Here is a 12,499-nt window from a genome sequence, read left to right as displayed (position 1 = left end):
TGACAAGCCCGCTCCCGGCGCACGCCAGCCCGATGAACAGCGCCGCACGTGCGCAAGCCTGTTCTGCCGCTTATCGGCAGTACGCTGAAGACAGTTGGCTCCGACAATGCCCACCGTCCCCACCGGATCAGGCACCATCACCCGACCTGATCTCCCCCTGATACACATCAAGGCATCTCCACCAAAGCGACCTAAACTGAAGGTGTATCCCTTCGACAAGGCCGTCGTCATGATCACACCGTTCGAGTTCCACTCGATGCTCATCCCGATCCTGGGAGGCATGCTGTTGCTGGCCGTGGGCTTCAACTTTCGTGAAAACCGGGCCGGCCCGGTGCTGATGTGGCTTGGCATGCTGTTGATCCTCGGGACCGTGGTCTACAAGATTCTCGCCAAACTGGCTGAATAAATGCGCGGCGCCCGAGGCTGGCGTACACTCGGTCGATCCGCACCTGTATGGTTGACTGCCTAGTGTTCGCCCGCCTTTCCGCTCTGCCCACCTTACTGTTCATCTGCCTGCTGGCGTTGCTGCCCCTGGTTCCCGCCCAGGCCGTCGGCCTGCCGAGCCTGCTGGGCAGCGCCGAGAAAACCCAGCCACAACCGACCGAGCCCCTGGCCCAGTCGCTCGACGAAGTCATCAAGAACCTGGAGAACGACCAGCAGCGCAGCAAGCTGCTGAGCGACCTGAAAAAGCTCCGGGACAGCACGAAAAAGGCCCAGCCGGCCGCCGAAGTGGGGGTACTGGGGCTGATCGGCAGCACCCTGGCCGATTTCGAGAAGCAGTTCACCGGCAATGACAGCCCGCTCACTCGCTGGTCGCAGGAGTTCGACCAGGCCAGGCAGGAGATGATGGCGCTGATGCTTCCGGCCAGCGAATGGCTGCCGATCATCTCCGCCTTTGCCCTGATCCTGCTGCTCTGGAGTTGCCTGGCCTGGGCGATGATCTGGCTCGGCCATCGGGTGCGCCTGCGCTTCGGCCTCACCGAGGAACTGCCCCAGCACCCACGCACCGTCGACCTGCTGCGCTTTGCCCTGCGCAAGCTCGGGCCGTGGATGATCGCGCTGCTGATCACCGTCTACCTGACCTACGCCCTGCCCTCGTCCCTGGGCAAGGATCTGGCGATGGCGCTGGCCTATGCACTGGTGGTCGGTACCTGTTTCTCGGCGATCTGCGTGATCGCCTTCTCCCTGCTCGACGGCCCGCATCGCCATCGGGCCCTGCATATCCTGCGCCGCCGGGCTTTCCGGCCGCTGTGGCTGATCGGCAGTTTCGCCGCATTCGGCGAAGCCCTGAGCGACCCGCGCCTGATCGCCAGCCTCGGCAGCCACCTGGCCCATACCGCCGCGACCTTCGTCAACGTGATGGCCGCGCTGTCCACCGGCCTGTTCATCCTGCGCTTCCGTCGCCCCATCGCGCACCTGATCCGCAACCAGCCGCTGTCCCGCCGGCTGACCCGCCGCGCCCTGAGCGACACCATCGATATCCTCGGCAGCTTCTGGTTCGTTCCCGCGCTGATACTGGTGGCGATCTCGCTGTTCGCGACCTTCTTCTCCGCTGGCGACACCAGTACCGCCCTGCGCCAGTCGCTGATCTGTACCGTGCTGGTGGTGCTGTGCATGGTGATCAACGGCCTGGTGCGCCGCCATGCCCTCAAGCCCCAGCGCGGGCACCGGCGCCATACGCTGTACTCCGAACGGTTGAAGAGCTTCTGCTACACCCTGGTGCACCTGGCGGTCTGGCTGTTCTTCATCGAACTCGGCCTGCGGGTCTGGGGCATGTCGCTGATCCGCTTCACCGAAGGCGAGGGCCGCGAGGTCAGTGTTCGGCTGTTCGGCCTCGGCGGCACGCTGATCTTCGCCTGGCTGGTGTGGATTCTCGCCGATACCGCCGTGCACCACGCCCTCACCCGCTCGCGCAAGGGCCTGGCCAACGCCCGGGCGCAGACCATGATGCCGCTGATCCGCAACGTGCTGTTCGTGGCGATCTTCATCATCGCGCTGATCGTCGCCCTGGCGAACATGGGCATGAACGTCACGCCTCTGCTGGCCGGTGCCGGTGTGATCGGTCTGGCCATCGGTTTCGGTGCGCAGTCGCTGGTGGCGGACCTGATCACCGGCCTGTTCATCATCATCGAAGACTCCCTGGCCATCGACGACTACGTCGACGTCGGCGGTCACCTCGGCACCGTCGAGGGCCTGACCATCCGCACGGTGCGCCTGCGGGACATCGACGGCATCGTCCACACCATTCCGTTCAGCGAGATCAAGAGCATCAAGAACTACTCACGGGAGTTCGGCTACGCGATCTTCCGCGTGGCGATCCCCTACAACATGGCGATCGACGATGCGATCAAGCTGATGCGCGATGTCGGCCAGAAGATGCGCACGGATCCGTTGCAGCGGCGCAACATCTGGTCACCGCTGGAGATCCAGGGCGTAGAGAGCTTCGAGTCCGGCAGCGCGGTCCTGCGGGCCCGCTTCAAGACCGCGCCGATCAAGCAATGGGAGGTTTCGCGGGCGTTCAACCTGGCGCTGAAACGGACCATGGACGAATCCGGCCTGGACCTGGCGACTCCACGCCTGAGCGTGCAGGTGGTGACGGCCGGTGGCGGTGTGCAAACCGAGCAACCAGTCAAGTCCTGAGCACCACCGTCCTGCCTCTCCCCCCCTGTAGGAGCCGGGCTTGCCCGCGAAGCTTTTAGCGATATTTCGGACGCATTCGCGGGCAAGCCCGGCTCCTACAGCACATCCACCCCGACGTGGATCGCATCGTGCCGCCAGAACTCCAGGTCGCAGTCGATCAGGCGCTGGTGCTGGTCATAGTTGACCCGCGCAATCCGCAGCCCCGGGCTGCCGGACGACACCCGCAATGCCGCGGCAGCCTCCAGCGGCAATGAGGTCGGCACGATCTCGAAGCGCACCCGCCCGTAATGCAGGTCGTAGTGCCGCGCATAGAGTTCGGTGATCGACTGGTTCAGATCGAACTCGAGAATGCCCGGGAAGTACTGCGGGTTGAGGTAGTGCTCGACATACAGCACCTGCCGCTCGTCGATCCGTCGCACCCGGCAGATCTGGATCACGCTCGACAGCGCCGGCAATTGCAGCCACTCGCACACCGCCGCCGAGGCCGGCTGCAGCCGTGCCGACAGCACCTGGGTGGAAGGCACCCGTCCCTGGGCACTGACCATTGCATGGAAGTGGCTGCGCTGCATCAGGTTGTAGGCCAGCCGCGGCGGCGAGACGAACCAGCCCCGACGCTCCTCGCGGTAGATCAGCCCCTGGGCCTCCAGTTGCAGCAAGGCCTCGCGCACGGTGATCCGGGTGGTGCTGAACAACTCGCTGAGCTTGCGCTCGGCCGGCAGTTTGCTTCCGCCGGGCAGCAGCCCATGCTCGATCTGCTCGTGCAGCGCCAGACCGATAGCTGTCACCGCCTTTGGTGCCTCTTCGCGCATCAACGTTACCTATTTGGACTAGTCCAGCACTATTTCAGGGCAAAACCGCGCGGCATCGCGGTCTCCGGTTGCAGCACCCAGCCTAGGCAATGCACATGACTGATATGTGACAAAGCGACGAAACGGTGCAGCGGAACGCCCGTTCCACAACACCAATTCCTTTTAATATCAGCAGTTTAACAATGGTCTACGCTTAACTCGGCGGTTACGGGTGCCACTGGGAAAAATCCTTGCAGGACTGATGCCGACATTAAAGTGTCATGCAGCAGGCTTAAATTGGCTCAGGTATTGCTGACCTAGACCAAACGTCCAACCGCCGCACTACGCATATAAAAACTGTCGATCAAGATCTTCGCGTTGAAAAACGCCCAAAGGAGCTTCGGATGAAACAGCTTTTCCTGGCATCACTGTTAGGTTCGACCATCGCCCTGTGCACCAGCGCCATGGCCGCTGATACCGATTTGCAGGCCCTGGAGGCCGCGGCCAAGAAAGAAGGCGCCGTCAACAGCGTCGGCATGCCCGATGACTGGGCCAACTGGGCCGGTACCTGGAAGGACCTGAGCGACAAGTACGGCCTCAAGCACATCGACACAGACATGAGCTCGGCCCAGGAAATCGCCAAGTTCGCCGCCGAGAAAGACAACGCCAGCGCCGATATCGGCGACGTCGGCGCGGCTTTCGGTCCGATCGCGACCAAGCAGGGCGTGACCCAGCCGTACAAGCCGAGCACCTGGGAACAGGTTCCGGCCTGGGCCAAGGACAAGGATGGCAACTGGGCGCTGGCCTACACCGGTACCATCGCCTTCATCGTCAACAAGAAGCTGCTGCACGGCTCCGAAGTCCCCAAGAGCTGGGCTGACCTGAAGACCGGCAAGTACAAGGTCTCCATCGGTGACGTAAGCACCGCCGCCCAGGCCGCCAACGGCGTCCTCGCTGCGGCACTGGCCAACGGCGGCGACGAGAAGAACATCCAGCCGGCACTGCTGATGTTTGCCGAGATCGCCAAGCAGGGTCGCCTGTCGCTGGCCAACCCGACCATCGCCACCATGGAGAAGGGCGAAGTGGAAGTCGGCGTGGTCTGGGACTTCAACGGCCTGAGCTACAAGGCCAAGATGGCCAACCCCGATGACTACATCGTGCTGATCCCCTCCGATGGTTCGGTGATTTCCGGCTACACCACCATCATCAACAAGTACGCCAAGCACCCGAACGCCGCCAAGCTGGCGCGCGAGTACATCTTCAGCGATGCCGGCCAGACCAACCTGGCCCGCGGCAATGCCCGGCCGATCCGCGCCGAGCACCTGACCCTGCCGGAAGACGTGAAGGCCAAGCTGCTGCCCAACGAGCAGTACAAGCACGTCACCCCGATCAAGGATGCCGACGCCTGGGAGAAGACGTCCAAGGCACTGCCGCAGAAGTGGCAGGAAGAAGTCATCATCAACATGCAGTAAGGCTCGATAGCTGACTGTCGAGCAAGCACCACTGAACTGTGTAGGAGCAGGGCTTGCCCGCGAAGCTTTTATCGCCCTCAAGGCCCCCTTCGCTGGCAAGCCAGGCTCCTACAAGTTTGCAGATTCCTTGAAACAGAGACCCGACTCATGCAGCACAACGTCATCCTGGTCGTGCTCGATGGCCTGAACCATGAGGTCGCCCGGCACGCCATGGGCCATCTCCAGGCTTACGCAGGCGCAGGACGCGCGGCGCTGTACAAACTGGAATGCGAGTTGCCGTCGCTCTCCAGACCGCTCTACGAATGCATTCTCACCGGTGTCGCCCCGATCGAAAGCGGCATCGTGCACAACCAGGTCACGCGCCTGTCCAACCAGCGCAGCGTGTTCCACTACGCCCGCGACGGTGGCCTGCGCACTGCGGCAGCGGCCTATCACTGGGTCAGCGAGCTGTACAACCGCTCGCCCTTCGTCGCCGCCCGCGATCGCCACACCCACAACGAAAGCCTGCCGATCCAGCACGGGCATTTCTACTGGATGGATCACTACCCCGACTCGCACCTGTTCGCCGACGCCGAAAGCCTGCGCCTGCAACACGCGCCGAACTTCCTGCTGGTGCATCCGATGAATATCGACGATGCCGGCCACAAGCATGGCCTGGACAGCGCCCAGTACCGCAATAGCGCACGCTCGGCCGACATCATCCTGGCCGACTACCTGCAAGGCTGGCTCGAAGCCGGCTATCAGGTGCTGGTGACCGCCGACCACGGCATGAACAACGACCGCTCGCACAACGGCCTGCTGGCCGAAGAGCGCGAGGTACCGCTGTTCGTCCTCGGCAACGCCTTCAGTTTCAATCCCGATGCCGCGCCCCGGCAGACCGAGCTCTGCGGCACGATCTGCACACTGCTGGGCGTGCACCACGACAAACCTGTATGCCGGGAGCTGTTGAAGTGAATTCAATCACCCGTGGCAAATGGCTCGCCCTGCTCTGCCTGGCGCCTTTCGCCCTGTTCTTCATCGTCTTCGAGATCGCCCCGCTGGTCTGGGTGCTGATCAACAGCCTGCAGTCGGAGGACGACGGCTGGGGGCTGGCCAACTTCAACAAGATCTTCGGTTCGAAGTTCTACCTGCAGGCCATCCAGTACAGCCTGGAGATCAGTTTCTGGTCGAGCGTGTTCGGCATGCTCATCGCCCTGCTCGGTGCCTACTCGCTGCGCCGGGTCGACTCGCGCCTGCGCGACTTCGTCAACGCCTTCGCCAACATGACCAGCAACTTCGCCGGCGTGCCGCTGGCCTTCGCCTTCATCATCCTGCTGGGCTTCAACGGCACCCTCACCCTCCTGCTGAAACAGGCCGGGATCATCCAGGACTTCAACCTGTACTCCAAGACCGGCCTGATCATCCTCTACACCTACTTCCAGATCCCCCTGGGCGTGCTACTGCTCTACCCGGCCTTCGACGCCCTGCGCGAAGACTGGCGAGAATCCGCCGCGCTGCTCGGCGCCGATGGCTGGCAGTTCTGGCGGCACATCGGCCTGCCGGTGCTGACTCCGGCGCTGCTGGGCACCTTCGTGATCCTGCTGGCCAACGCCCTGGGCGCCTACGCCACGGTCTACGCCCTGACCACCGGCAACTTCAACGTGCTGCCGATCCGTATCGCCGCGATGGTCTCCGGCGACATCAGCCTCGACCCGAACATGGCCAGCGCGCTGGCGGTGATCCTGGTCGGCCTGATGACCTTCGTCACCGTCATCCATCAATGGCTGTTGAAAAGGAGCCACCATGTCGCGCGTTGAACCCGGCTCCGCCAGCCTCTACCACCGCGTGGTGGTCTACCTGCTGTTCCTGATCCTGCTGCTGCCGCTGGCCGGCACCTTCGTCTACTCCATCGCCAGCAGTTGGTCGGCGACCGTGCTGCCCAGCGGTTTCACCTTCAAGTGGTACCTACAGCTGTGGAGCGACCCGCGCTTTCTCGGCGCGTTCGGCCAATCGCTGATCGTCTGCGTCGGCGCACTGCTGCTGTCGGTGGTGCTGATCCTGCCGCTGCTGTTCGTGGTGCACTACCACTTCCCGCGCCTCGACGCGCTGATGAACATCCTGATCCTGCTGCCCTTCGCGGTGCCGCCGGTGGTGTCCTCGGTGGGTCTGCTGCAACTTTACGGCTCCGGGCCGTTCGCCATGGTCGGCACGCCGTGGATCCTGATCGGCTGCTACTTCACCGTGGCCCTGCCGTTCATGTACCGGGCGATCACCAACAACCTGCAGGCGATCAACCTGCGCGACCTGATGGACGCCGCCCATCTGCTCGGTGCCAGCACCTGGCAGGCAGCATTCCTGGTGGTGCTGCCGAACCTGCGCAAGGGCCTGATGGTGGCGTTGCTGCTGTCGTTCTCGTTCCTGTTCGGCGAGTTCGTGTTCGCCAACATCCTGGTCGGCACCCGCTACGAGACCCTGCAGGTGTACCTGAACAACATGCGCAACAGCAGCGGTCACTTCACCAGTGCGCTGGTGATCTCCTATTTCCTCTTCGTCTTGGTACTCACGTGGGTTGCCAATCGCCTCAATAAGGACAAGAGCCAATGAGCTTCATCAGCGTCCAGAACCTGAAAAAGACCTACGCCGGCACCACGGTGTTCAGCGATATCAACTGCGAAATCGCCAAGGGCGAGTTCATCACCCTGCTCGGTCCCTCCGGCTGCGGCAAGTCCACCCTGCTGCGCTGCATCGCCGGCCTGACGCCGGTGGACAGCGGCAGGATCCTGCTAGACGGCCAGGACATCGTCCCGCTGAGCCCGCAGAAACGCGCGATCGGCATGGTGTTCCAGAGCTACGCGCTGTTTCCCAACATGACCGTGGAGCAGAACGTCGCCTTCGGCCTGAAGATGCAGAAGGTCAACGCCGACGACAGCCACAAGCGGGTCATGGAAGCCCTCAAGCTGGTCGAGCTGCACGATTTCGCCACCCGCTACCCGCACCAGTTGTCCGGCGGCCAGTGCCAGCGCGTGGCCCTGGCCCGTTCGCTGGTGACACGCCCGCGCCTGCTGCTGCTCGACGAGCCGCTGTCGGCCCTCGATGCGCGAATTCGCAAGCACCTGCGCGAACAGATCCGGGCGATCCAGCGCGAATTGGGCCTGACCACCATTTTCGTCACCCACGACCAGGAAGAAGCCCTGACCATGAGTGACCGTATCTTCCTGATGAACCAGGGCCGCATCGTCCAGAGCGGCGACGCCGAATCGCTCTACACCGCGCCGGTGGACGTGTTCGCCGCCGGCTTCATCGGCAACTACAACCTGCTCGACGCCGAGGCCGCCAGCCGCCTGCTGCAACGGCCGGTCAGCAGCCGCATCGCGATCCGCCCGGAAGCCATCGAGCTGCACACCGAAGGCGAACCTGATGCCCTGGTCCGTGGCCACAGTCTGCTGGGCAACGTCATCCGCTACCGGGTCGAGGCCCGCGGTGTCGAACTGCTGGTGGACGTGCTCAACCGCTCGGCCGCCGACCTGCACCCCGATGGTCGACGCCTGGCCCTGTCCATCGATCCGGCGGCCCTTTGTGAGGTAGCCTGATGTCCTGTTTCAAGCATGTCCTTCCGAAGAGAGAGCTGCACTGATGGCCCTGGCAATTTTTGATCTGGATGAAACCCTGATTCATGGCGACTGCGCGACGCTCTGGAGCGAGCAGATGGGACGCCTGGGCTGGGTCGACCCGGAGTCCTTCATGCGCCGCAACAACGAACTGATGGACGCCTACAGCCGGGGCGAACTGGCCATGGAGGAGTTCATGCTGTTCAGCCTGGAGCCCATGGCCGGGCGGACCCCGGATGAAATCGAACACCTGGTCGAACCGTGGGTCGAGGAGGTGATCGAACCGCTGATCTACAGCGATGCGTGCAAGGCGATTGCCGAGCACCGTGCGGCCGGTGACCGGATCCTGGTGATCTCCGCCTCGGGCACCCACCTGGTCAGGCCGATCGCCGAACGCCTGGGCATCGACGAAGTGCTGGGCATCGAGCTGGAAGTGCTGCATGGGGTCTACAGCGGCCAGACCACTGGCATCCTGACCTACCGCGAGGGCAAGATCACCCGTCTGCTGGAATGGCTCGACGCCGAAGGGGAAAACCTCGAAGGCGCGAGTTTCTATTCCGATTCGCGCAACGACCTGCCGCTGCTGCTCAAGGTCGACCACCCTCACGTGGTGAACCCGGACCCGGTGTTGCGCGAACAGGCGGAAAAGGCCGGCTGGCCGATTCACGCCTGGCACTGAGACACGCAGCGACGGCCTCTTCGCGGCCAAGCCCGCGAAGAGGCTGCGCCCCCACGGAAGAATCAATCAGACCAGGGCTTCATCAATCACCAGCACCAGCTTGCCCGCCACCTGGTTGCTGGCCAGCTCGGCAAACGCCAGTTCGGCATCACGGATCGGGAACGTCCTGGCCAGTTGCGGGCTCAGGCGCTTGTCGGCAAACAGCGGCCAGACGTGCTGGTTCAAGTCCGCGAGCAGATCGGCCTTGAATTGCGCATCGCGACTGCGCAGGGTCGAACCCAGCAACTGGATACGCTTGGCGAGGATCTTCGCCAGGTCCAACTGGGTTTCCCGCCCGCCCATCAGGCCGATCAGCACCCACCGCCCGTCAGCTGACAAAAGTTTCACGTTGAGCGCCGCGTAGTTCGCGCCCACCGGGTCGAGGATCACGTCGAAGGGGGCGAAGTCGTTCAGACTCTCGATATCATCGCCACGAATCGCCCCGCCCTGGGCCCCCAGCGATTCGCAATAGGCCAGTCGATCCGCCGAACCGACACTGACCCAGCAAGGGTTGCCGAAGGCCTTGCACAGTTGGATCGCCGCCGAACCGACGCCACTGGCACCGGCATGCAACAGCACCTTTTCGCCGGGCTTGAGGCCCGCCAACTGGAACAGATTCAGCCATGCCGTGGCGTAGACCTCAGGCAGCGCGGCCGCTTCGACCAGGCTCAGGCCTTCCGGCACCGGCAGCACATGGCGGCCATCGACCACCACTTCCTCGGCCATGCCGCCGCCGGCGAGCAGCGCACAGACCCGATCACCGACCTGCCAGGCGGAACCGGCTCCCACTTCGACGATCACTCCGGAGCACTCCAGCCCCAGCGCCTGGCTGGCTCCCGGCGGTGGCGGATAGAGCCCGGCCTTCTGCAACAGGTCGGCCCGGTTGAGCCCCGCAGCGGCGACACGAATGCGCACTTGCCCCACATCACAACCCGGATTCGGCTCTTCCAGCCACTCCACTTGACCTTCAACGCCTTGCAATGCCTTCACAGTGCCTCCATAGTGAGTCTGGACTGAGCCCGGAGCTGTAGCACCGGGCTTTCTTGCATTATGCGACCGGTCCGCGACTCGTGCGAAACCCTCAATGGCGGTTTTGGCACTCAGTCCCACGGAACCGGCGACTTTAAAGACGGCCTAATATGCGTGATCAATTGTCCCCGCGTCGACTCAGCATGAAGCATTTGTTCCCCGGCACTGCACTTGCCCTTTTCATCGGCCTTGGCGTTTCGGCGTTCTCGGGCAACACGTTCGCAGCCAACAGCTGGGACAATCTTCAGCCCGACCGTGACGAGGTGATCGCCAGCCTGAACGTCGTCGAGTTGCTCAAGCGCCACCACTACAGCAAGCCGCCGCTGGACAGCGCGCGCTCGGTGATCATCTACGACAGCTACATCAAGTTGCTCGACCCGTCGCGCAGCTATTTCCTGGCCAGCGACATCGCCGAATTCGACAAGTGGAAGACCCAGTTCGGCGACTTCCTCAAGAGCGGCGACCTCAATGCCGGCTTCACCATCTACAAGCGCTACCTGGATCGGGTCAAGGGCCGCCTGGACTTCGCCCTCGCCGAGCTGAACAAGGGCGTCGACAAGATCGACTTCACCACCCACGAGACCCTGCTGATCGATCGCAAGGACGCGCCGTGGCTCAAGAGCACCGCCGAACTCGACGACCTGTGGCGCAAGCGCGTCAAGGACGAGGTGCTGCGCCTGAAGATCGCCGGCAAGGATCCCAAGGCGATCCAGGAACTGCTGGTCAAGCGCTACAAGAACCAACTGGCCCGCCTGGACCAGACCCGGGCCGAGGATATCTTCCAGGCCTATATCAACACCTTCGCGATGTCCTACGACCCGCACACCAACTATCTGTCTCCTGATAGCGCGGAAAACTTCGACATCAACATGAGCCTGTCCCTCGAGGGCATCGGCGCCGTGCTGCAAAGCGACAACGACCAGGTCAAGGTCGTGCGCCTGGTGCCGTCGGGCCCGGCCGACAAGACCAAGCAGGTCGCGCCGTCCGACAAGATCATCGGTGTCGCCCAGGGCGACAAGGAAATGGTCGACGTGGTCGGCTGGCGCCTGGACGAAGTGGTCAAGCTGATCCGTGGTCCGAAGGGCTCGGTGGTCCGCCTGGAAATCATTCCGGCGAGCAACGCGCCGAACGACCAGACCAGCAAGATCGTCTCCATCACCCGCGAGGCGGTGAAACTGGAAGACCAGGCGGCAAGCAAGTCGATCCTGCATCTCAAGCAGGATGGCAAGGACTACAAGCTCGGGGTGATCGACATCCCGGCCTTCTATCTGGACTTCAAGGCCTTCCGTGCCGGCGATCCGAACTACAAGAGCACCACCCGCGACGTGAAGAAACTGCTGGGTGAGCTGCAGAAGGAAGGCGTCGACGGCGTGGTCATCGACCTGCGCAACAACGGCGGCGGCTCCCTGCAGGAAGCCACCGAGCTGACCAGCCTGTTCATCGACAAGGGCCCGACCGTGCTGGTGCGCAACGCCGACGGCAAGGTCGACGTGCTCGAGGACGAAAACCCCGGTGCGTTCTACAAGGGTCCGATGGCGCTGCTGGTCAACCGCCTGTCGGCCTCGGCCTCGGAGATCTTCGCCGGCGCCATGCAGGACTACCATCGTGCACTGATTATCGGTGGCCAGACCTTCGGCAAGGGCACCGTGCAGACCATCCAGCCGCTCAACCATGGCGAGCTGAAACTGACCCTGGCCAAGTTCTACCGGGTTTCCGGACAGAGCACCCAGCATCAGGGCGTACTGCCGGACGTGGATTTCCCGTCGATCATCGACACCAAGGAAATCGGCGAAAGCGCGCTGCCGGAAGCCATGCCGTGGGACACCATCCGTCCTTCGATCAAGCCGGCGGTGGACCCGTTCAAGCCATTCCTGGCCCAGCTCAAGGCCGACCACGAGGCCCGCGCGGCGAAGGATGCCGAGTTCATCTTCATCCGCGACAAGCTGGCCCTGGCCGAGAAGCTGCTGAAGGAAAAGACCGTGAGCCTGAACGAGGCCGAGCGTCGCGCCCAGCGTGCCGATATCGATGCCAAGCAACTGGCCATGGAAAACGCCCGCCGCAAGGCCAAGGGCGAGGACGCGCTCAAGGAACTCAAGAAAGAGGACGACGACGCCCTGCCGCCTGACCCGGACAAGAAAACCAAGCCGGAAGACGACGCCTACCTGAGCGAGACCGGGCGTATCCTGCTCGATTACCTGCGTCTGAATACCGCGGTGGCCAAGCACTGACGAGTGATAGCAATTTAGTGTGATTGCTCTTCGGAGC

Annotated in this window: 11 protein-coding genes; 9 read left to right on the top strand and 2 right to left on the bottom strand. The window is 63.2% G+C overall.

Translation table 11 applies throughout. From position 1 onward, the window contains the following. Window positions 1-229: 229 nt before the first annotated feature. Both ACM62G_RS19560 and ACM62G_RS19555 read left to right on the top strand, forming a co-directional pair. Window positions 230-406 carry a hypothetical protein gene (locus tag ACM62G_RS19560; RefSeq protein WP_192842661.1) on the top strand — a complete coding sequence of 59 codons (177 nt, stop codon included), beginning with the start codon at window positions 230-232 and terminating at the stop codon, window positions 404-406. Window positions 407-468: 62 nt separating this feature from the next. Continuing rightward, a complete protein-coding gene (locus tag ACM62G_RS19555; RefSeq protein WP_419737541.1) occupies window positions 469-2,640 on the top strand; it encodes a mechanosensitive ion channel family protein in 2,172 nt (723 codons plus the stop codon). A gap of 95 nt (window positions 2,641-2,735) precedes the next feature. Here the strand turns inward: ACM62G_RS19555 and ACM62G_RS19550 are convergent, their stop codons facing one another. After that, window positions 2,736-3,449, bottom strand: coding sequence for a UTRA domain-containing protein (locus tag ACM62G_RS19550; RefSeq protein ID WP_054057185.1), 714 nt, complete (start codon window positions 3,447-3,449; stop codon window positions 2,736-2,738). Between the two features lie 383 nt (window positions 3,450-3,832). On the opposite strand from ACM62G_RS19550, the gene ACM62G_RS19545 reads away from it, so the two are divergent. The 6 genes from ACM62G_RS19545 to ACM62G_RS19520 all read left to right on the top strand — a co-directional run bounded on the left by ACM62G_RS19545 (window position 3,833) and on the right by ACM62G_RS19520 (window position 9,166). Beyond that, on the top strand, window positions 3,833-4,900 hold the full coding sequence (locus ACM62G_RS19545) for an ABC transporter substrate-binding protein (RefSeq protein ID WP_054057186.1): 1,068 nt from the start codon (window positions 3,833-3,835) through the stop codon (window positions 4,898-4,900). 147 nt (window positions 4,901-5,047) lie between these two features. After that, window positions 5,048-5,854: an alkaline phosphatase family protein gene (locus tag ACM62G_RS19540; RefSeq protein WP_273826080.1), complete on the top strand. Its 807-nt coding sequence runs from the start codon at window positions 5,048-5,050 to the stop codon at window positions 5,852-5,854. Next, window positions 5,833-6,696, top strand: a complete 864-nt coding sequence (locus ACM62G_RS19535) for an ABC transporter permease (RefSeq protein ID WP_273826081.1) — start codon at window positions 5,833-5,835, stop codon at window positions 6,694-6,696. The genes ACM62G_RS19540 and ACM62G_RS19535 overlap by 22 nt, the downstream gene beginning before the upstream one ends. Next, window positions 6,683-7,483, top strand: coding sequence for an ABC transporter permease (locus tag ACM62G_RS19530; RefSeq protein ID WP_054057189.1), 801 nt, complete (start codon window positions 6,683-6,685; stop codon window positions 7,481-7,483). The genes ACM62G_RS19535 and ACM62G_RS19530 overlap by 14 nt, the downstream gene beginning before the upstream one ends. Then, window positions 7,480-8,469, top strand: coding sequence for an ABC transporter ATP-binding protein (locus ACM62G_RS19525; protein WP_054057190.1), 990 nt, complete (start codon window positions 7,480-7,482; stop codon window positions 8,467-8,469). Before ACM62G_RS19530 ends, ACM62G_RS19525 begins: the two co-directional genes overlap by 4 nt. 43 nt (window positions 8,470-8,512) lie before the next feature. Further along, window positions 8,513-9,166: an HAD family hydrolase gene (locus tag ACM62G_RS19520; protein ID WP_273826084.1), complete on the top strand. Its 654-nt coding sequence runs from the start codon at window positions 8,513-8,515 to the stop codon at window positions 9,164-9,166. Window positions 9,167-9,232: 66 nt separating this feature from the next. Here the strand turns inward: ACM62G_RS19520 and ACM62G_RS19515 are convergent, their stop codons facing one another. Further along, window positions 9,233-10,195, bottom strand: coding sequence for a zinc-binding dehydrogenase (locus tag ACM62G_RS19515; RefSeq protein ID WP_273826085.1), 963 nt, complete (start codon window positions 10,193-10,195; stop codon window positions 9,233-9,235). A gap of 182 nt (window positions 10,196-10,377) precedes the next feature. Between ACM62G_RS19515 and ACM62G_RS19510 the strand changes: the two genes are divergently transcribed. Further along, entirely contained in the window at window positions 10,378-12,462 is a 2,085-nt protein-coding gene (locus ACM62G_RS19510; RefSeq protein ID WP_192842663.1) for a carboxy terminal-processing peptidase, read from the top strand. Window positions 12,463-12,499 lie beyond the last annotated feature (37 nt).

The organism is Pseudomonas sp. COR18 (assembly GCF_048568395.1).
Taxonomy (GTDB): Bacteria; Pseudomonadota; Gammaproteobacteria; order Pseudomonadales; family Pseudomonadaceae; genus Aquipseudomonas; species Aquipseudomonas fuscovaginae_B.
The sequence above is the reverse complement of the archived record's forward strand: the minus strand, read 5'-3'. Positions and strand labels throughout refer to the sequence as shown.

Excerpts from the sequence above, each read along its gene's own strand:
- ACM62G_RS19560 (WP_192842661.1), top strand. The coding sequence starts at position 230 with ATGATCACACCGTTCGAGTTCCACTCGATGCTCATCCCGATCCTGGGA.
- ACM62G_RS19550 (WP_054057185.1), bottom strand. The coding sequence starts at position 3,449 with ATGCGCGAAGAGGCACCAAAGGCGGTGACAGCTATCGGTCTGGCGCTG.
- ACM62G_RS19545 (WP_054057186.1), top strand. The coding sequence starts at position 3,833 with ATGAAACAGCTTTTCCTGGCATCACTGTTAGGTTCGACCATCGCCCTG.
- ACM62G_RS19540 (WP_273826080.1), top strand. The coding sequence starts at position 5,048 with ATGCAGCACAACGTCATCCTGGTCGTGCTCGATGGCCTGAACCATGAG.
- ACM62G_RS19535 (WP_273826081.1), top strand. The coding sequence starts at position 5,833 with ATGCCGGGAGCTGTTGAAGTGAATTCAATCACCCGTGGCAAATGGCTC.
- ACM62G_RS19530 (WP_054057189.1), top strand. The coding sequence starts at position 6,683 with ATGTCGCGCGTTGAACCCGGCTCCGCCAGCCTCTACCACCGCGTGGTG.
- ACM62G_RS19525 (WP_054057190.1), top strand. The coding sequence starts at position 7,480 with ATGAGCTTCATCAGCGTCCAGAACCTGAAAAAGACCTACGCCGGCACC.
- ACM62G_RS19520 (WP_273826084.1), top strand. The coding sequence starts at position 8,513 with ATGGCCCTGGCAATTTTTGATCTGGATGAAACCCTGATTCATGGCGAC.
- ACM62G_RS19510 (WP_192842663.1), top strand. The coding sequence starts at position 10,378 with ATGAAGCATTTGTTCCCCGGCACTGCACTTGCCCTTTTCATCGGCCTT.